The sequence below is a fragment of the Sphaerisporangium sp. NPDC004334 genome, from assembly GCF_053602655.1.
Window position 1 is genome coordinate 15,936 of record NZ_JBSGDZ010000019.1, and the last position, 17,860, is coordinate 33,795.

Here is a 17,860-nt window from a genome sequence, read left to right on the forward strand (position 1 = left end):
AGGCCGTCATAGCCCGGCCAGTCGGGCGCGACTCCTCCGACACGCGCAAGCCGCACCAAATCTTTACGAGCCGGCCACCCCGCCCACGCCTCGGCGCCCGCGCCCGCCCCGGCCCACGCCACGGCGCACGCACACCGCGATGGCCCACGCTGCAGCGTTCGTGGACCCGCGATGGTCCACGCCTCAGCGCTCGCGGACCACCCTGGCCTCGTCCCAGACCGGCTCCGGCGCCTCGTACACCCGGCCGTCGGCGCCGAAGACCAGGAAGCGGTCGAAGTCGGCGGCGAACCACCGGTCGTGCGTCACGGCCATCACCGTGCCGTCGAAGTGGCCGAGCCCTTCCTGCAGCGCCTCCGCGCTCGCCAGGTCGAGGTTGTCGGTCGGCTCGTCCAGCAGCAGGAGCGTCGCGCCCGACAGCTCCAGCAGCAGGATCTGCAGGCGGGCCTGCTGGCCGCCCGACAGCGTCTCGAAACGCTGCTCGGCGACGGCGCCGGCCAGCTCGTAGCGCGCCAGCGCCTTCATCGCCTCGTTCTTGAGCCTGGCGTGCTCGCTCATGACGATCTCGCAGGGCGTGCGCCCGCGCAGCTCGGGCCGGGCGTGCGTCTGGGCGAAGTGCCCGGGGACGACCCGCGCGCCCAGCCTGGCGACGCCGCTGTGCCGGACGTCGTCGCCGCCGAGCAGGCGCAGGAAGTGCGACTTGCCCGAGCCGTTCGAGCCGAGCACGGCGACGCGCTCGCCGTACCAGACCTCCAGGTCGAAGGGGCGCATGAGGCCGGTCAGCTCGAGCCCTTCGCAGATCACCGCCCGCTTGCCGGTGCGACCGCCGCGCAGGCGCATGCTGATGAACTGGTCCTTGGGCGCGACCTCGGGCGGCCCGGCCTCCTCGAACCGCCGCAGGCGCGTCTGGGCCGCGTGGTAGGCCGGGGCCATGCCGTCGTTGTACATGGCCTTCTGCTTGAGCATCGCGACCAGGCGCTTGATCTTGGCGTGCTCCTCGTCCCAGCGGCGGCGCAGCTCGTCCAGGCGCTCGTTGCGCTCTTTGCGGGCGGCGGCGTAGGTGGCGAAGCCCCCGCCGTGGATCCACACGTTGCCCGACTCGACGGTGACGATGCGGTCGGCGGCGTTGGCCAGGAGCTGGCGGTCGTGCGAGACGAGCAGGACGGTCTTGGGCGTTTCCCTGAGCGCCTGTTCGAGCCACAGCTTGCCCGGCACGTCGAGGTAGTTGTCCGGCTCGTCCAGCAGGAGCACCTGGTCGGGCCCGCGCAGCAGGGCCTCCAGCACCAGGCGCTTCTGCTCGCCTCCGGACAGCGTGTTGACCTCGCGGTACTTAACGTTGTCGTACGGGGCGCCGAGCGCGGCCATGGTGCAGGTGTCCCACAGGACCTCGATGTCGTACCCGCCGGCGTCGGTGAAGTCGGTGATGGCCTGGGCGTAGCGCATCTGCGTCTTCTCGTCGTCGCGCTCCATCATTGCCAGCTCGGTCTCGTTGAGCCGGTGCGCGGCCTCGCGCACGCGCTCGGGAGCCACCGAGAGCAGCAGATCTTGGACCGTGCGGCCGTCGCGGATGCCGCCGATGAACTGGCGCATGACGCCGAGGCCGCCGGAGGAGGCGACGCTGCCCTCGACCGGCCGCACATCGCCGGCGATGAGCCGCATCAGCGTCGTCTTGCCCGCCCCGTTCGGCCCGACCAGGGCCGCCTTGACCCCCTCACCGACGCGGAAGGACACCTCGTTCAGCAACGGGCGTCCGTCCGGCAGCACGTACGTCAGACGGCCGACCTCTACATGCGCCACGACGACCTCCCCAGCCTTCACCGCGGAGAGTATCCAGCGCGGGCCCGCCGGCGCACCTTCATTTCCCGCCGCCCGAATATCACTTCCGCCGGGCCCGCGCACGCGCGTATGGTCGGGTCATGAAGTGGCGACATTGATCCTCACCTGAGAACCGTCTTGCGGGAACGCTGTACGCCTACGCGTTCCTGGGCGATTTCGTCCTCCTCTATCCGGTGTACGCCCTGCTGTTCGCGGCCGCCGGGCTGTCCACGGCCGAGATCTCCTCGCTGTTCGTAGTGTGGGCGCTCACCTCGACCCTGGTCGAGGTTCCGTCCGGAGTGTGGGCCGACGCCTACTCCCGCAGGCGGCTGCTGGCCCTGGCCCCGCTCGTCACCGCCGCCGGCTACGCCGCGTGGACGTTCTTCCCGTCCTACGGCTCCTTCGCGCTCGGCTTCGTGCTGTGGGGCGCCGGCGGGGCGATCAGATCGGGCACGCTGCAGGCGCTGGTGTACGAGGAACTGGCCGCCCTGGGCCGGGCCGGCTCGTACGCGCGGCTGACCGGCCGCGCCGAGGCGATCGGCATGATCGCCGTCATGGCGGCGACCGGCCTGGCGACGCCGGTGATGGCCGCGGGCGGCTATCTCGCGGTGGGCGTCGCCAGCGTGGCGGCCCTCCTGCTCGGCGCGCTCGTCGCGCGCCGCTTCCCCGAGTCCCGCGCCGCACCGGGCCCGGCCCCCTCCTCTGCCGCGGCCGAGCCCGGGGCCATACTCGCGACCGAACTCGGCGCGGATTCCGCGGTCGAGCCGAGCGGACCGTCCGGGGACGGGTCCGGCGCCGGGTCCGGGCACGAGAAGGGCCTTCGCGCGGTGCTGCGCGCCGGCCTCGCCGAGGTGCGCCACACGCGCGCGGTCAGAAGCGCCATGGTGCTCGTCGTGGTGCTCATGGGCGTGTACTCGCTCGACGAGTACCTCCCGCTGCTGGCCGGGGCGACCGGCGCCGGCGACGCCGCCGTGCCGCTGCTGGTGCTGCTGGTCACGGCGGCGACCGCGCTCGGCGGGTGGTTCGCCGGGCGCGGCACGCGCTGGGCGGCGCCGGCGCTGGCCGTCGCCGCCGTGGCACTGGCGGCCGGCGCCCTCAGCGGCCGTCCCGCCGGCATGATGCTCGTCGCCGCCGCCTACGGGGTCTTCCAGTGGAGCATGACCGCCGCCGAGACCCGCCTGCAGGGACACCTCACCGACCGGTCCAGGGCGACGGTGACCTCGATCGCGGGCCTCGGCGCCGACCTGGTGACCACGCCGGTGTACGCCCTGTACGGCCTGGGGTCCACCTGGCTCGGCCCCGGCCCGCTGTTCGCCCTGGCGGCCGTGGTCTACGTGCTCATCGCCCTTGGCCTGTGGCTGGGCGGCCGGCGTCCCGCTAAGGAATGATCTCCATCTGAGCCATCATCCCGATCGAGGAGTGCTCCAGGTAGTGGCAGTGGTACACGTACCGCCCGACGTAGTCGGTGAAGGTGGCCTGGACGCGCACCGACCCGTTCGCGGGGAGGTGCACCGTGTCCTTCAGCCCGGCGTCCTGCGGCAGCGGCGCCGCCCCGTTGCGGTCGAGCACCCGGAACTGCACCAGGTGCATGTGGAAGGTGTGGTCGACGCCGATGGTGTCGGCGTTGCTGACCCGCCAGATCTCGGTGGAGCCGCGCTTGATCTGGAAGTCGACGCGGTTGGGGTCGAAGGGCTGGCTGTTGACCATGCCGATGGGGTTGGTCCCGGTCAGGTCGAAGCTCATCGCCACGTCCCGCGTGACCGTCGCCGCGGGCAGGGCGGGCAGCGGGCGCAGCGTGCCGGGCAGGCGGCTGTCGTCGGTCGCCGTCCGGGTGACGTCGAAGCGCAGCACCGGCGTGGAGCCGTTGGACAGCACGAGCTGCGAGCCGACCGGGTAGCGCGCGAAGTCGATCACGATCTCGGCGCGCTCGGCGGAGGCGAGCACCAGCTCGGTCAGCGGCACCGGCGCGGGCAGCAGGCCGCCGTCCGAGGCGATCTTCACCATCTCGCGGCCGCCCAGGTTGAGCTGGAAGACGTGCTCATTGGAGGCGTTGAGCAGCCGGAACCGGTACTTGCGCGCGGCGACGGGGAAGTACGGCTGGATCGCGCCGTTGGCGAGGATGGTGGTGCGGTTGGCCGGGTCGTCGAAGAAGAGCAGCTCGCCGTTCTGCTCGAACTCGACGTCGCGCAGCATGATCGGCACGTCGTACGCGCCGGAGGGCAGGCGCAGCGACCGCTCGGCCTCGTCCTCGATCAGGTAGAACCCGTGCAGCCCGCGGAAGACGTGCTCGGCCTCCGTGCCGTGGCTGTGGTCGTGGTACCACAGCGTCGCGCCCTGCTGGGTGTTGGGATAGTCGTACAGCCGCGCCTCGCCGGGCTGGATGAGGTCCATCGGGTGGCCGTCGCTGGTCGAGGGCACATGGCCGCCGTGCAGGTGCACGTTCGCGGGCGCGTCCAGCCGGTTGCCGTACACGATCTTGACGGGGCGTCCCGTCCTGGCGCGGATGGTCGGGCCGACGAACTGGCCGCCGTAGGTGAGCACCGGGGTCTGCACCCCGGGAAGGATCTCGGCCACGGCGGGCTTGATGACCACCTTGTAGACGTCGGCGGAGCTGGTCGACTGCGCCGGCTGGAGCACCTGCGGCACCGGCATCCGCACCGAGAACGGGCTGACGGACGGGGTGAGGGCCTTGGCGGTCCCCCGGGCGCCGAAGCGGCGCGCCTTGGCGGCGGGCGCCTTGACGTCGTTCGCGCCCGCCCCGGTCAGGCCGGTGAACGGGAGCAGCATCGCCCCGCCCACGGTCGTGGCGCCGGCCGCGATCAATCGTCGTCGGTTCAGCATCGGTTCCCCAATCGCTGCGCGTCCGGGGCGGCCCCCTGCGAACCGCCGCATCCCCCTGGCGAGACACTCGCCCACCAAGAACGTGCCATCCGCGGCTATTGGCGTGCTTCCTCCAAATTGCTCGCCCTGGCGGTCCGACGGAACGTCAACTCGGCGGTGAAGCCGGGGAACGCGGCCACGGCCCGCCGAGGCGGGCTCCGAGCGGCGGCCGCGCACGAGCTTCGTAGGATGGAGAACGACGGCCGCGCACGGGCTTCGCAGGACGGAGAACGGGCTTCGCCGGAACGCCCGGAGGGCGGCGATGCAGACCTTCCTTCCCTATCCCGACTTCACCGCCACGGCGCGGGTGCTGGACCCGCGCCGGCTCGGCAAGCAGCGGGTCGAGGCGCTCCAGGTGCTGCGCGCGCTCACCGTGCGCGGGTACGGCTGGCGCCACCACCCCGTCGTGCGCATGTGGGCCGGCTATGAGGAGGCCCTGGTCGCCTACGGCGTCGCCGTGTGCCATGAGTGGTGCTCCCTGGGCCGGGCCGACACCTGCCTGGGCACGATGACCCGTGAGCTGGCCGAGCACTGCGCCGTCGCCGCGCCCCGGCCGCAGTCGCTGCTGGGCGGGGCCGACGAGCTGCCGCCGTGGCTGGGGGACCGCGCCCTGCACCTGAGTCACCGCTCGGCGCTGCTGCGCAAGGCCCCGGAGTTCTACCGGCCGATCTTCGGCGACGAGCCCGACGACCTTCCTTATGTCTGGCCCGCCTCCGACCGGCTCCCGGCCTGCCTTCCGCCGGAATGACCTGGCTTCCGCCGGAGTGACCTGGCGCGAACGGAGCCGGATGTGCCCGCCCATCACTGCCCGCGCAGGGCGGTTGTGCTGAAAGTTTCAGCTGCGATACCGGTCCTGGAGGCGTTCTTCCTGCGGGTATAGGGGCCGGCGGCCACCTGCGCCATATGGGGCCTTCTGGGAGGGGCACGCGGCTACCTACCATCCGGACAAAGCGGTGGGAGCGCTCCCACCTTAGACGGGAGTTATCGCATGGCTCGCAGAAAGACCCTGTGGACGACCGTCCTGGGCGCGGCCACCACGGTCGCGGCCGGGGCGGTCGTCCTCGCCTCACCCCCCGCCCAGGCCGCCGACTCCGCCTTCTACGTCGACCCGCAGACCAACGCCGCCAAATGGGTGGCCGCCAACCCCAATGACAGCAAGACCGCGGTGATCAGGGACCGCATCGCCGCCGTCCCGCAGGGCCGCTGGTTCGCCAGCTACAACCCCACCACCGTGCGGAGCCAGGTCGACGCCTACGTCGGCGCCGCCGCCTCGGCGGGCAAGATCCCGATCGTGGTCGTGTACGAGATGCCGAACCGCGACTGCGGCGGCGCCAGCGCGGGCGGCGCGCCCGACCACTCCTCCTACCGGGCCTGGATCGACCAGGTCGCGGCCGGCCTCGGCGGGCGCCCGGCGACGATCATCCTGGAGCCCGACGCCCTGGCGATCATGCCCAACTGCATGAACTCCTCGCAGCAGGCCGAGGTTCAGGCGTCCATGGCCTACGCCGGCAAGAAGTTCAGGGCCACCTCCTCGCAGGTCAAGGTGTACTTCGACATCGGCCACGACGCGTGGCTGTCGCCCTCCGAGGCCGCCAACCGGCTGAGGGGCGCCGACGTCGCCAACAGCGCCAACGGCATCGCCCTCAACACCTCCAACTACCGGGCGACCTCGGGCCTGGTGTCCTACGCCAAGAGCATCATCTCGGCGACCGGCGTCTCGGGGCTGAAGGCCGTCATCGACACCAGCCGCAACGGCAACGGGCCGGCGGGCAGCGAGTGGTGCGACCCGGGCGGGCGTGCCACCGGCACTTGGAGCACGACCAACACCGGCGACTCCGCGATCGACGCCTATCTGTGGACCAAGCCGCCGGGCGAGTCGGACGGCTGCATCGCCCCCGCGGGGCAGTTCGTGCCGCAGCGGGCCTACGACCTGGCCATCGCCGCGCCGCCGCCCACCAACACCCCGACGCCGACCCCGACGCGGACTCCCACTCCCACTCCCACGCCCACTCCGACTCCGACTCCGACTCCGACTCCCACGCCGACGCCGACCCCGACTCCCACTCCCACCCCGACCCCGACTCCCACCCCGCAGCCCGGAGGATGCTCGGCGGCCTACAAGCTGACCAACAGCTGGTCGGGCGGCTTCCAGGGTGAGGTGACGGTGACGGCGGGCAACGCCGCCATCCGCGGCTGGCGGGTCCAGTGGACCTTCTCCGGCGGCCAGTCGATCACGCAGGTGTGGAACGGCACCCTGTCGGCGAGCGGCGCCAACGTCAGCGTCACCAACGCGAGCTACAACGGCAGTCTGGGGGCCGGCGGGAACACCAACTTCGGCTTCCTGGCCAACGGCAACGCCTCGGGCACGCCTTCCCTGACCTGCACCGCCTCCTGAACCCGGGCGGGCCCCGGCCCGTCCCGTGAACCGCCGAGCCTCTGCGCACCGCCCGCCGCGCAGAGGCTCGGTCACGTCCGGGGCCGGGCGGGCCCGGGACCCCGTCCGCGGGAGAATCGGGCGGCACCTACGTCCGCCAGGCGGACCGCCCTTCCGCGAGCCCCCGTCAGGAGGCGCTGGACCGGGCCGGGCCGGGGGTGTCGTAGTGGTCCGGCTTCACCGGCTTGTCGTCGGTCCATCCGGCCTTGGTGATGGCGTGCCACCAGGTGGCGGTGCCGGGCTCGGCCCAGGCGTAGGCGCCGCCGGGGTGGACGGCGACGATCTGGTCGGTCAGCAGGACCCCCGTCGCGGGGTCGATGATGATCTGCCGCTCGAAGTCGCCGCCCGACCAGCTCTCGGCCCGCGCGATGCCCTGGCCCTCGCGGCCCAGCGCGTCGGTGACCTCGCCCAGCGATCGGACGCCGCCCAGCCCGGCGAGCACCTTGTACGCCGCCGCCCGCACGGCGGGCTTCACCGGCATGTCGCTGAGCAGGCCGGAGGTGACCTGGTAGAGCCAGGAGTCGGCGTCCATCTTGTCCCCGGACTCGGTGCCGTGACCGGCGTAGCCCTGGAGCAGGCGCCGCTTCAGCGCGTCCGCGGTCGTGGGCAGTGCCTGCAGTTCGGCCACCGACACGTTGCGGCCGGCCAGGTCGGCGACCTTGTCCCCGACGTTGATGGGGTTGCCGAACGGCCTGCCCGGCTCGCTGTCGAGCTCAAGGCGCTTGGAGGCGGGCCTGTCGCCCTTCTTGGGGACGGGCAACTCGACCGTCCACCTGCCCGGCGAGCCGTCCCGTTTCCACGCCTCCTCCGCGCCCGGCGCGGGCCGGGTGCCGAGGTCCTGGCTGACCCACCAGCTCGTGCCCCGCGGCGAGCGTGCCGTCCACGTGCGGTCCCGGCTGGTGCTGTGCACGATGTACCGGACGGCGTCGCCGGCCTCGTAGGCGCTGCCGCCCTGGGACTCGACGTACCAGTACGCCCCGGTCGTGGCCGGGGCCTTCAGCGACGACTCGGCCGCGGCGAGCAGCACCTGCTCGGCCGACAGCCGGACGACCGGCCCGCCGGTCGAGGTCGAGGTCGAGGGAGCGGGCAGGGCGAGGCTCGGCGCCGGCGCGGAGCCGCCGGTGCCCGCCACGGCGACGGCGACGGCCGTGGCGGCGGCCGCGGCGGCCAGACCGCCCAGGACCCACGCCGGTCTGCCGTCACGTGCCCGGCGCGTCCGGCCGGCCGCACGCCGCGGCGCGGGTCCCGCCATGGCGGCGGAGAGCTCGGCGGCCCGGGTGCGCGCGTCCACCGGCGCGTCGTCGAGGTGCGCCGGGCGTGCCGCCCGCAGCTGATCCATCGGGTTCATGACCACTCCTCACTGAGATTGCGCACCCGGGTGGGACGGTGGGGCGCCGGCGCCGTCCTCATCGCCTGGACCAGCCGCTTGCGGGCCCGGTGCAGCCGCACGCGGTAGGTCGCCTGCGAGCATCCGACGACCCGCGCCGCGTCGCGCGGGGTCAGGCCGTGCCACGCCACGAGGATCAGCAGCTCGCGATCCTCCTCGGTCAGGGAGGTCATCGCCCTCAGGACGGCCAGTCGCTCGGTCACCTGCTCGGCGGGGTCCTCCTCGGTCCAGGCGCGCAGCTCGGCGGCGAGCGACTCGCGCCTGATCTCCGCGCGGATGTTGTCGCGCAGCACGTTGCGGGCGACGACCAGCAGCCACGGCAGCGCGGGTTCCGGCATGTCGCCGAACCTGCGCCAGGCGATGGCGAAGGTCTCGCTCACCACCTCGTCCGCGACCTGCCGGCCTGCCTGGCCGACCACGTAGGCCCATACGCGCTGGCGGCACTGGTCGTACATGGTGGTGAACCGCTGGGCGTCATCCGTCACCGCCCGCCCCCTTCGTCCCGGGTGTTCGTTCCGACACGAGGTAGTGGGCCGAGCCCGCCGAGTGTTACAAAAAAGCTCAAATCCCCCGAAGTCTCCCGACGTTACCAACCACCGCCCCGTGCCAGGGATGACTTGTCCCTGGATACGGACGACATGGATCCGCCCGGCCGCAGCCGTCAGTGTGGAAGGCGCCGGAAATCGCGCGGTCCGGCCGGCGGGAGCGAGGCCACCCGTCGCGCCCGCGCCGCACCGGCGTCATCCACACGAGGGGAAGGAAACAGCGATGAGTGATTCGCTCCATGGGAAGGTCGTCCTGGTCACGGGGGCCTCGTCGGGCATCGGCGAGGCGACCGCGCTGGCGCTGTCCAAGGCCGGCGCCCGGCTGGCGGTGGGCGCGCGGCGGGCCGATCGGCTGGCCGACCTCGCCGGACGCGCGCCCGGTGAGGTGCTGACGCTCGATCTGGACGTCGCCGACGAGGCCTCCTGCCGCGCGGCGGTGGCGGCGGCCGTCGAGCACTACGGCGCGCTCGACGGGCTGGTGAACAACGCCGGGGTCATGCTGAGCGGCCCGATCGCCGGCGCCGACACCGCCGAGTGGACCACGATGGTGCGCACCAACCTGCTCGGCACGATGTTCACCACGCACGCCGCGCTGCCCCACCTGCTGCGCAGCAAGGGAACCGTCGTGCAGATCTCCTCGACGTCGGGCCGGGTGGCCTCCGCCGGCGGGGGCGTCTACTCCGCGACCAAGTTCGGCGTGAACGCCTTCTCCGAGGCGTTGCGCCAGGAGGTCACCGGCGAGGGGGTGCGCGTGGTCCTGGTCGAGCCGGGTTTCGTCGCCACCGAGCTGACCAGCCACATCAGCGACCCCGCGATGCGGGCCATGGCACGGCGATTGGCGGACTCCATGCGCACGCTGCGGCCCGAGGACGTGGCGGGCGCGGTGCTGTACGCCCTGGCCCAGCCCGACCACGTGGCCGTCAACGAGATCCTGGTCCGCCCCACCGACCAGACGGTGTGACCGCCGCGGGGCGCGCCACCCCGCCTCAGGAACCGGTCTCGCCCTTGATGAAGTCCAGCAGGTCGGCGTTGAGCCGGTCCTTGTGGGTGACGAAGATGCCGTGGCCGCCCGTGGGGTACTCCTTGTAGGCGCAACCCGGCACCAGCGCGGCGGTGCGGCGTCCGGTCACCTCCACCCGCGCCGACTGGTCGGCGGCGCCGTGCACCACCAGCGCCGGCACGGTGATCGCCCGCAGCGCCGCCCGGTGGTCGGCGCGGAAGCTCGCGCGCCAGATCTGGACGGTCGCCACCGGGGAGGTGGCCAGACAGCGCTGGACGCCGAGGCCGACCAGGGCCGGGGAGACGTCGTTGCCGAGGTGGGTGGCGAAGAACCCCTGGGCCCGGTCGTGGAACCACTTGGGCCGGTCGGTGAGGAACCGCCCGACCGCCGCCTCGGACAGTTCCTCGGGAGCGCCCTCCGGGTTGTCCTCGGTCCGCATCATGAACGGCAGGACGGCCGAGACGAACGCGACCCTCGCCACCCGCTCCTCGCCGTGGCGGGCCAGGTAGCGGGCGACCTCCGCGCCGCCGGTCGAATGGCCCACGAGCGTCACCTCGCGCAGGCCGAGGTGCTCGATGAGCGCGGCGAGGTCGTCGGCGAGGGTGTCCATGTCGTACCCGCCGGACGGCCGGTCGGAGCGGCCGTGCCCGCGCCGGTCCAGCAGGACGCACCGGTATCCCCGCTCGACGAAGAACGGCACCTGGTACTCCCACATGTCGGCGTCCAGCGCCCAGCTCGCCGCGAACACGATGGGGGCTCCGGTGCCGTAGTCCTCATACGCCAGACGGGTGCGGTCGGCGGTCTCGAAGAACGGCATCGTGGTCTCCTTCCGGCCTGCCGGCCGTGCGTTCGACGCGGCCTCCCGGTCCATCCGGCGGCCGATGAGGGAAGCATGGCGGCCCGGCGGGACGTTCGTCGATTACCTGGCAGGTAGCCCGCTATGGACCGTTTCCTACGGAAGCCTGGCGTGGCACGATAGGGAGTCGCCCGAGCATTCCCATAGAGAAATCTCGTGGTGTACCTGGTCGACCGGCACACGGAGTAGTGCACAGCGCTTCTGCGACCGATGTTCGTATCGATCGCATCAGTTCTCTGACCTATGGAAAGTGGTGCGACCCATGCCAGCTGCGATCGTCGGGCGTGAAGGTCCTCTCGCCGGTCAGCGATTCGTGATCAGCGACACCCCGATCACCTTCGGCCGCAAAGACGACAACAGCGTGGTGATCGCCAGCGGCCGGGCTTCGCGTCACCACGCGCAGGTCCTGCGGGAGAACGGCGAATACGTCGTCAAGGACCGCGGCAGCCGCAACGGAACCATGGTCAACGGCACTCCCGTCACATCCCAGGTGCTCCACCCCGGCGACGTGATCACCATCGGCGACGAGACCTTCTCCTTCGAGGCGGCCGGCGACATGGAGACGATCATGGACGCCCCGCTGCCGAAGGCGTTCGCCCGATCTCAGGCGCGCATCGACCCTGGCCCCGTGCTCAACGTCACGATCTCGGGCGGCGGGCCCGTGGGACTCGGTTTCGCCCTGCTCCTTGACCACCTCATGGGCCGGCGCGTGTCGGTCACCGTCTACGACGGGCGCTGGACGCAGGACGGCCCCCGCATCGTCTGGAAGAGCGAGAAACAGGGGAACATCCGGCGGCAGCAGGTCGTGACCGTGCAGAGCCGGCAATATCTGAACCTGCCGGAACCCGTTCAGGAACGGCTGTTCACCGAGGGCGCGTACACCGAGATGTGGCCGACCGGCCCGGACTCCATTCGCGGATACGGGCCGCGCAACATCCGCATCGCCTATATCGAGGACACGCTGCTCGATATGGCGAACGACAAACCCGACCGCATCCGGCTGGTGCCCGCCAACTTCTATCCCACCGAGCACCATGAGACCGTCGTCAAGGACCATGTTCTGGCCATCTGCGAGGGCGGGCGCTCGGGAACGCGCGACTTCTTCACCAACAAGTTCGGCAACGCCGACAAATCCATTTACTCGCTGGAAGGCACCCATATCCAGGACGTCGTCCTCGGCTTACGGGTGAAGTCCGACCTGTCGGACCCGATGACCGTTCTGCTGACCGTGGCGCAGAACCGTTTCCTGCTGAACGCGCTGCGCGGCGAGGGCTTCCTCAACATGCGCCTCACCGACGAGGAGGCCAAGGAGGTCGTCGGCATCGACCCCGTCCGGCACGTGTTCACCGAGTGCATCGCCTCCCGCCCGTGCCTGATGGGACGGACAGACCAGGGCGAGTACCTCTGCTCGACCCACAGCACCCTGTTCCTGCCGGCGCTGATCAAGAGCTCGGCGCTGTGGAAGCGGGTGATGGAAGGGCTCGCGCTCTTCGGTGTCGCCGAGGAGAACCTGCGGGCCGTCACGGCGTTCCGGCTGGACATGGTGCAACGGCCGAGGTTCACCGCGCAGCTGTACTCCGCGACGTCCAGCACCCCGGGCACCTACGGCTTCCTGCTCGGCGACGCCGCCAACGCCATCCACTTCTGGCCGGGGCGCGGGCTGAACAGCGGGCTGGCGTCGGCCATCTCGCTGGCCCGCGCGCTGGACCGGGCATGGCGCGGACGTCCCTTCCGCGACGCCGACTTCCTGCGCCACGAAGCGGCGATGTCGATGCTCCAGTACCGGCACAAGAGCCGCGCCTGGAAGGCGATGGTGACCACCGACGAGAACGGGGTCACCTGCGCGATCAAGGACAAGATCGTCCAGGGCATCGAAGAGGGAGGCGCCGACGCGGAGCGGGAGGCCGACATCGAGGCGCTCATGGAGCGGCTGCGGCAGATCAGGAGCCGCCTCGCGCCGCGCATCCCCGGCATGCCCGATGACGAGACTCTGCGCGCCCACCTGGGAGGGCTCAAGGACGAGACCTTGCACACGCTGCTGGTCAGCGGACCCTGGGAGACGCTGATCGTCGGCGGCGAGGAGGTCGACATCGACATCTTCGACCAGGACCCGCCCACCGCCCCCCAGCCGGAACCGGCCCCGGTGGCGGGCTCGGTGGCGGGCTCGGTGGCAGGCTCGGCGCGCGCCGAGGAACTCCCTGAGCACACCAGGTTGATCTCGCGGGGACCGACCGACTCGGTCACCCCCGGCTGACCCTCCGACCTGGGCATCCGACCGCCCGTCTCCCGGTGAGCGTCTTGCCGCGATTTCCCTTTGGGATACTTAGGGGGGGATGCCGGGTAGCAGGGTTGACGTCACCCTGGTCGCGTCTTGGGGTGAGCGTCCGAATAGGCTCACTCGGGCGTGCGGTCATCCAGGGAGGTCGAGGCGAGGCCGGTGCCGGTGAGTTCACCTCGGGTGTCCCTCAAGAGCGTGGCGCCCGCGGTCTTCCTGCCCGCGCTGGTCTTCGAGACCGGGATGGGCGCGCTCACCCCCATGATCGCGCTGAGCGGGCGGGCGCTCGGCGCCTCCGTCGGCGAGGCCGGGCTGGTCCTGGCGCTGCTGGGCGTCGGGCAGATCCTGGGAGATGTGCCCGCGGGGGCCCTCGCGGCCCGGCTCGGCGACCGCAGGGCGATGCTCGTCGCGGCCGGGGTGGCGATCGTGACGCTCACGGGGTGCGCCATGGCCCGCACGGTCTGGCAGCTCGGACTGGCGGTCGCGGCCACCGGGGCGACCAACGCCGTGTTCGTCCTTGCCCGGCAGGCGTACCTCACCGAGATCATCCCCATGGCGCTCCGGGCCCGCGCCCTGTCCACTCTGGGCGGCATGAGCCGGGTCGGGGCCTTCATCGGGCCGTTCATCGGCGCCGTGGTCGTCCACGACCGGCCGGTGGGCGCCGTCTTCTGGCTCACCGTGGGGTGCACGGTCCTGGCCGGGCTGATCGTCCTGCTGGTCCCGGACGTGGCGGGCCCCGCCGCGGACCGGGCGCGCCGTTCCCGGCCGGTCTCGGTCCGGTCGGTGGTGGCGCGGCATCACCGGGTGTTCCTCACCCTCGGCGTGGCCGTGTTCCTCGTCGGGTCGGTGCGCGCCACCCGGCAGACCGTCCTGCCTCTGTGGGCGGAGCATCTCGGCCTGAACCCCTCGATGACGAGCGTCGTGTTCGGCATCGCCGGCCTGGTGGACACCCTGACGTTCTACCCGTCCGGAATGGTCATGGACCGGGCCGGCCGGCTGTGGATCGCCGTTCCGTCCATGCTCGTGCTCGGGATCACCCAGGGTCTGCTGCCGCTGACCTCCGGACCGGTGTCGCTGACCGTCGTGGCGATGCTCATGGGATTCGGCAACGGCATCGGCGCGGGCATCCTGATGACCCTCGGCGCGGACGTCGCGCCTCCGCAGGCCCGTTCGAAGTTCCTCGGCGTGTGGCGCCTGTGCGCCGACTCCGGGAGCGCCGGGGGGCCGCTCATCGTCTCGGCCGCGGCCGGGCTGGGCAGCCTGGCCGCCGGCATCACCGCGATGGGCGCGGTGGGAGTGCTCGCCGCCGGCGCGCTGCTGCGCTGGGTCCCGCGGCACTCCCCCTTCGCCACCCGGGGGACGAGGTCGACCGGCCCGGCGCATAAGGACGCCGACCGCGCGCGAGTTCGGTGAACCGCGCCCGTTGAGGCGAGGCCCTGCCACGATTGCGGGATGTCACGAGAACGGCTGCGAGCCACCTTCGACAGCGCGGCGTCCCTGTACCAGAGGGCGCGCCCCGACTATCCGGACGAACTGTACTCCGACCTGCGCGCGATCACGGGCATCGAGCCGCCCGCGCACCTTCTCGAGGTCGGATGCGGCCCGGGGAAGGCCACCCCGCCGCTGGCGCGGGCCGGTTTCCCCATCACGGCGGTCGAGCTCGGCGGCGCCCTCGCCGCGGAGGCGCGGCGCCGGCTGGCCGCGTTCCCCGGCGTCTCGGTGATCACCGCGTCGTTCGAGGAATGGCAACCGCCGGCCGGCGTCCGCTTCGACCTCCTCTACGCGGCCACCGCCTGGAAATGGGTCGATCCCACGGTGAAGTACGCCAAGGCGGCCGCTCTTCTCCCCTCGGGCGGCCACCTGGCCGTGTGGGACGCCCAGCACGCCTTTCCCGCGGACTTCGACCCGTTCTTCACCGAGATCCAGCGGGTGTACGACGAGATGGGGGAAGGCGACGGCTCCCCGTGGCCACCGCCGGCGCCCGAGGACCAGCCCGACTCCACCGCCGAGGAGTTGGAGGCCTCGGGACACTTCACGGTCGTCGCCACCCGGCGGTACGTATGGGCCCTGCGCTACACCGCGGAGGAGTACATCGCCCTGCTGGACACCTTCTCCGGGCACATCGCCATGCGGCCGGACCGGCGCGACCACCTCTACCGCGAGATACGCGCCCGCCTGGCGGCGCGTCCGGACGGGAGGCTCACCCGCCACTGGCTGGCCGTCCTCACCGTCGGCCGGCGCCGGTGAGGTCGTCCCCGGACGCATAGGTCCGCGCGGCGACGTCCGGCCTCCTCCTCGGCCGCACGCCCCTCGGGGGCTATTCCATCAAACCGGTTTGATGTATCGTCCCGACCATGGTGCCGCAGCGTCAGCCCGTACCGCCCGCTCCGCCGTTCCTGGGGCTGGTGGGTCATCCGCTGCGCTGGCGGCTGCTGGCCGAGCTCGCGCGCAGCGACCGGCGGGTCGCGGAGCTGGTGCGCCTGACCGGCCGGCCGCAGAATCTGGTCTCCTACCACCTCGGCAGGCTGCGGGCGGGCCGTCTGATCACCGCGCGGCGCAGCAGCCTCGACGGCCGCGACAGCTACTACCACCTCGATCTGGCCCACTACGCCGAGGAACTCGCCGCGACCGGCACGGCCCTCCACCCCGCCCTCCACCCCGGCCTCCGGCCGCGCCCCGCGCAGCACGCGACGTCCTCGACCGGCGCGCCCCTTCCGGCCGGTCTCCTGCCGCCCCCCGCACAGAGCGCCACGCCCGCGGCCGGACCGCGCCGGGCCCGCCGCTCGGTGTTGTTCCTGTGCACCGGCAACAGCTCCCGATCACCGATGGCCGAAGCCCTCCTCCGGCACCGGGCGGGCGACCGGGTCGAGGTGACCAGCGCGGGCACCCACCCCAAGCCGCTGCATCCCAACACGCTGCGCGTCATGCGCGACTACGGCATCGACCTGAAGGGGCGAGCTCCCCGGCACCTCGACACGCTCGCCGACCGGAGGTTCGACCAGGTCATCAGCCTGTGCGACAAGGTACGCGAGGCATGCCCGCCCTTCCCCGGCGACCCGGTCCTCACCCACTGGAGCCTCCCGGACCCCGCGGCGGCGGCCGAGGACGAAGCGGCCGGCCATCCCGCGTTCCAGCGCACCGCCGCCGAACTGGACGCCCGCATCCGGTTCCTCCTGCCCACCCTCACCCTCGAAGGAGAAGCACAATGACGGCGACCGGCACCGAACGGCTGGCACACATCCGCTACATCGTCGACGACGTGGAAGCGGCCATCGACTTCTACACGGGGCATCTCGGCTTCACCGTGCGCGTCAACGCCGCGCCGGCCTTCGCCGACGTGGTCCGCGGCCCTCTGCGGCTGCTGCTGTCCGGTCCCGCCAGTTCAGGGGCCCGTCCGATGCCGGATGGCGCCCGGCCGGTCGCCGGCGGCTGGAACCGCATCCACCTCGTCGTGGACGACCTCGAGGCCGAGATCGACCGGCTACGCGCGGCCGGGGTTCCCTTCCGCAACACCGTCGTCAGCGGTCCCGGCGGCCGGCAGATCCTCCTCACCGACCCCGCCGGCAACCTGGTCGAACTGTTCCAGCCTGCCCCGCACCCCCGGCCGGCCACCGCCGCGCCCTCGCTGTAGCGGCCGCGCCGCCAGGGCGCGAAGTCAGCGGCAGGTGGAGCCGTTGAGCTGGAAGGTCGACGGGGAGGGGTTGGCGCCCTGGTTGCTGCCGTTGAAGCCGATGGTGACCGACCCGCCGGGCGCGATGACCTGGTTCGACGCGAGCGCCGTGGCCGTCACCGTGGAACCGGTCTGCGACCAGTCCGCCGACCATCCGTTGGTCAGGTGCTGCGCCGCGTCGGGGAAGGCGAAGGTGAGCCGCCACCCGGCGATCGTGGTCGCGCCGGTGTTGCTGATCGACACCTGCGTCGTCATGCCGCCGTACCAGCCGTAGGAGTAGTAACCCACGTGGCAGGCGAGCGTGGGCGTCGGGGTGGGGGAAGGGGTGGGCGTCGGAGGCAGGACGACGTCGTTGTAGATGGTCACCTTGACCGTCCCCGACGGCGGGCTCTCCGCGCCCCACCGGTCGAAGGCCACGACGTACAGGGTGGCCACGCGCGACTGCGTGCCGTACGGCGGCCAGTCCACGTAGAACGTGCCGTCGGTGACGTCCGGCCCGAACGTGGCGACCTTGATCTTGACGCCGTTGCGGTCCTCGAACACCTGGTAGCAGGCGAGCCCGTCCGGGTCGGAGGAGGCGGCCCAGCGCAGGTGCACGTAGGGGCTGACGACCTGCACCACCTGCGGGGTGCCGGGCGCGGTCGGTGGCGTCAGCGGAGGCGTGCTCGGCGGGAAGGTCCGGGGGTCGTAGCAGGGCCACAGCAGCGACGGCGACGGGGTCGGCGTGCGCGGTGGCGTCGTCGTCAGGGCCGAGGTTCCCGCGCTCCCCGCGCCGCCCGCGCCCCCGGAGGACGCGCTCGCCACCGCGGGGATGAGGAAGGCCGCGGCCACCACCATCGCGACCGCCCAGGAGACAGCCCATCGTCCATTCATGGATGTGCCCTTCCACGTGGCCCGGATGCCGTCCGAATTCGAGCATGAGAGAGGGACACGACCCGGTCAACGCACGCGCGCGGCGGACGGACGGACCCGGCGGAAGATGGGCAGGTCGCGGGGTACGG

At 72.1% G+C, this 17,860-nt stretch carries 15 protein-coding genes; 9 read left to right on the forward strand and 6 right to left on the reverse strand.

The features are described 5' to 3' along the window. Nucleotides 1-183 precede the first annotated feature (183 nt). On the reverse strand, nt 184-1,794 hold the full coding sequence (locus ACWEN6_RS24675; RefSeq protein ID WP_452573486.1) for an ABC-F family ATP-binding cassette domain-containing protein: 1,611 nt from the start codon (nt 1,792-1,794) through the stop codon (nt 184-186). Between the two features lie 185 nt (nt 1,795-1,979). On the opposite strand from ACWEN6_RS24675, the gene ACWEN6_RS24680 reads away from it, so the two are divergent. Beyond that, on the forward strand, nt 1,980-3,200 hold the full coding sequence (locus ACWEN6_RS24680) for an MFS transporter (RefSeq protein ID WP_452573488.1): 1,221 nt from the start codon (nt 1,980-1,982) through the stop codon (nt 3,198-3,200). On the opposite strand, the gene ACWEN6_RS24685 is transcribed toward ACWEN6_RS24680, so the two are convergent. Beyond that, nucleotides 3,190-4,653 carry a multicopper oxidase family protein gene (locus ACWEN6_RS24685; protein WP_452573149.1) on the reverse strand — a complete coding sequence of 488 codons (1,464 nt, stop codon included), beginning with the start codon at nt 4,651-4,653 and terminating at the stop codon, nt 3,190-3,192. The genes ACWEN6_RS24680 and ACWEN6_RS24685 overlap by 11 nt on opposite strands. 301 nt (nt 4,654-4,954) lie before the next feature. On the opposite strand from ACWEN6_RS24685, the gene ACWEN6_RS24690 reads away from it, so the two are divergent. Beyond that, the gene (locus ACWEN6_RS24690; RefSeq protein WP_354844260.1) at nt 4,955-5,440 is read left to right on the forward strand and encodes an MSMEG_6728 family protein; all 486 of its coding nucleotides are present in this window, start codon (nt 4,955-4,957) and stop codon (nt 5,438-5,440) included. A 240-nt stretch (nt 5,441-5,680) separates the two neighbouring features. Further along, nucleotides 5,681-7,087 (forward strand): glycoside hydrolase family 6 protein, encoded by a 1,407-nt coding sequence (locus ACWEN6_RS24695; RefSeq protein ID WP_452573151.1) that lies wholly within the window; start codon nt 5,681-5,683, stop codon nt 7,085-7,087. A gap of 166 nt (nt 7,088-7,253) precedes the next feature. Here the strand turns inward: ACWEN6_RS24695 and ACWEN6_RS24700 are convergent, their stop codons facing one another. Both ACWEN6_RS24700 and ACWEN6_RS24705 read right to left on the reverse strand, forming a co-directional pair. Next, complete coding sequence (locus tag ACWEN6_RS24700; protein WP_452573153.1) at nt 7,254-8,474, reverse strand: CU044_5270 family protein; 1,221 nt, start codon at nt 8,472-8,474, stop codon at nt 7,254-7,256. Next, nucleotides 8,471-8,998, reverse strand: a complete 528-nt coding sequence (locus tag ACWEN6_RS24705; protein ID WP_452573155.1) for an RNA polymerase sigma factor — start codon at nt 8,996-8,998, stop codon at nt 8,471-8,473. Before ACWEN6_RS24705 ends, ACWEN6_RS24700 begins: the two co-directional genes overlap by 4 nt. 283 nt (nt 8,999-9,281) lie before the next feature. Here ACWEN6_RS24705 and ACWEN6_RS24710 point away from each other — a divergent pair, with 283 nt between their 5' ends. After that, nucleotides 9,282-10,019, forward strand: a complete 738-nt coding sequence (locus ACWEN6_RS24710; RefSeq protein WP_452573157.1) for an SDR family NAD(P)-dependent oxidoreductase — start codon at nt 9,282-9,284, stop codon at nt 10,017-10,019. Between the two features lie 25 nt (nt 10,020-10,044). Here ACWEN6_RS24710 and ACWEN6_RS24715 read toward each other — a convergent pair whose 3' ends face one another. Then, on the reverse strand, nt 10,045-10,875 hold the full coding sequence (locus ACWEN6_RS24715; RefSeq protein ID WP_452573159.1) for an alpha/beta fold hydrolase: 831 nt from the start codon (nt 10,873-10,875) through the stop codon (nt 10,045-10,047). A gap of 301 nt (nt 10,876-11,176) precedes the next feature. On the opposite strand from ACWEN6_RS24715, the gene ACWEN6_RS24720 reads away from it, so the two are divergent. The 5 genes from ACWEN6_RS24720 to ACWEN6_RS24740 all read left to right on the forward strand — a co-directional run bounded on the left by ACWEN6_RS24720 (nt 11,177) and on the right by ACWEN6_RS24740 (nt 16,820). After that, nucleotides 11,177-13,168, forward strand: a complete 1,992-nt coding sequence (locus ACWEN6_RS24720) for an FHA domain-containing protein (RefSeq protein ID WP_452573161.1) — start codon at nt 11,177-11,179, stop codon at nt 13,166-13,168. 189 nt (nt 13,169-13,357) lie between these two features. Next, complete coding sequence (locus ACWEN6_RS24725) at nt 13,358-14,602, forward strand: MFS transporter (protein ID WP_452573163.1); 1,245 nt, start codon at nt 13,358-13,360, stop codon at nt 14,600-14,602. Nucleotides 14,603-14,641: 39 nt separating this feature from the next. Next, the gene (locus tag ACWEN6_RS24730) at nt 14,642-15,436 is read left to right on the forward strand and encodes a methyltransferase domain-containing protein (RefSeq protein WP_452573165.1); all 795 of its coding nucleotides are present in this window, start codon (nt 14,642-14,644) and stop codon (nt 15,434-15,436) included. 107 nt (nt 15,437-15,543) lie between these two features. Continuing rightward, on the forward strand, nt 15,544-16,398 hold the full coding sequence (locus ACWEN6_RS24735; protein ID WP_452573167.1) for an arsenate reductase/protein-tyrosine-phosphatase family protein: 855 nt from the start codon (nt 15,544-15,546) through the stop codon (nt 16,396-16,398). After that, a complete protein-coding gene (locus tag ACWEN6_RS24740) occupies nt 16,395-16,820 on the forward strand; it encodes a VOC family protein (protein ID WP_452573169.1) in 426 nt (141 codons plus the stop codon). Before ACWEN6_RS24735 ends, ACWEN6_RS24740 begins: the two co-directional genes overlap by 4 nt. A gap of 24 nt (nt 16,821-16,844) precedes the next feature. On the opposite strand, the gene ACWEN6_RS24745 is transcribed toward ACWEN6_RS24740, so the two are convergent. Further along, a complete protein-coding gene (locus ACWEN6_RS24745; protein ID WP_452573171.1) occupies nt 16,845-17,732 on the reverse strand; it encodes a cellulose binding domain-containing protein in 888 nt (295 codons plus the stop codon). Nucleotides 17,733-17,860 lie beyond the last annotated feature (128 nt).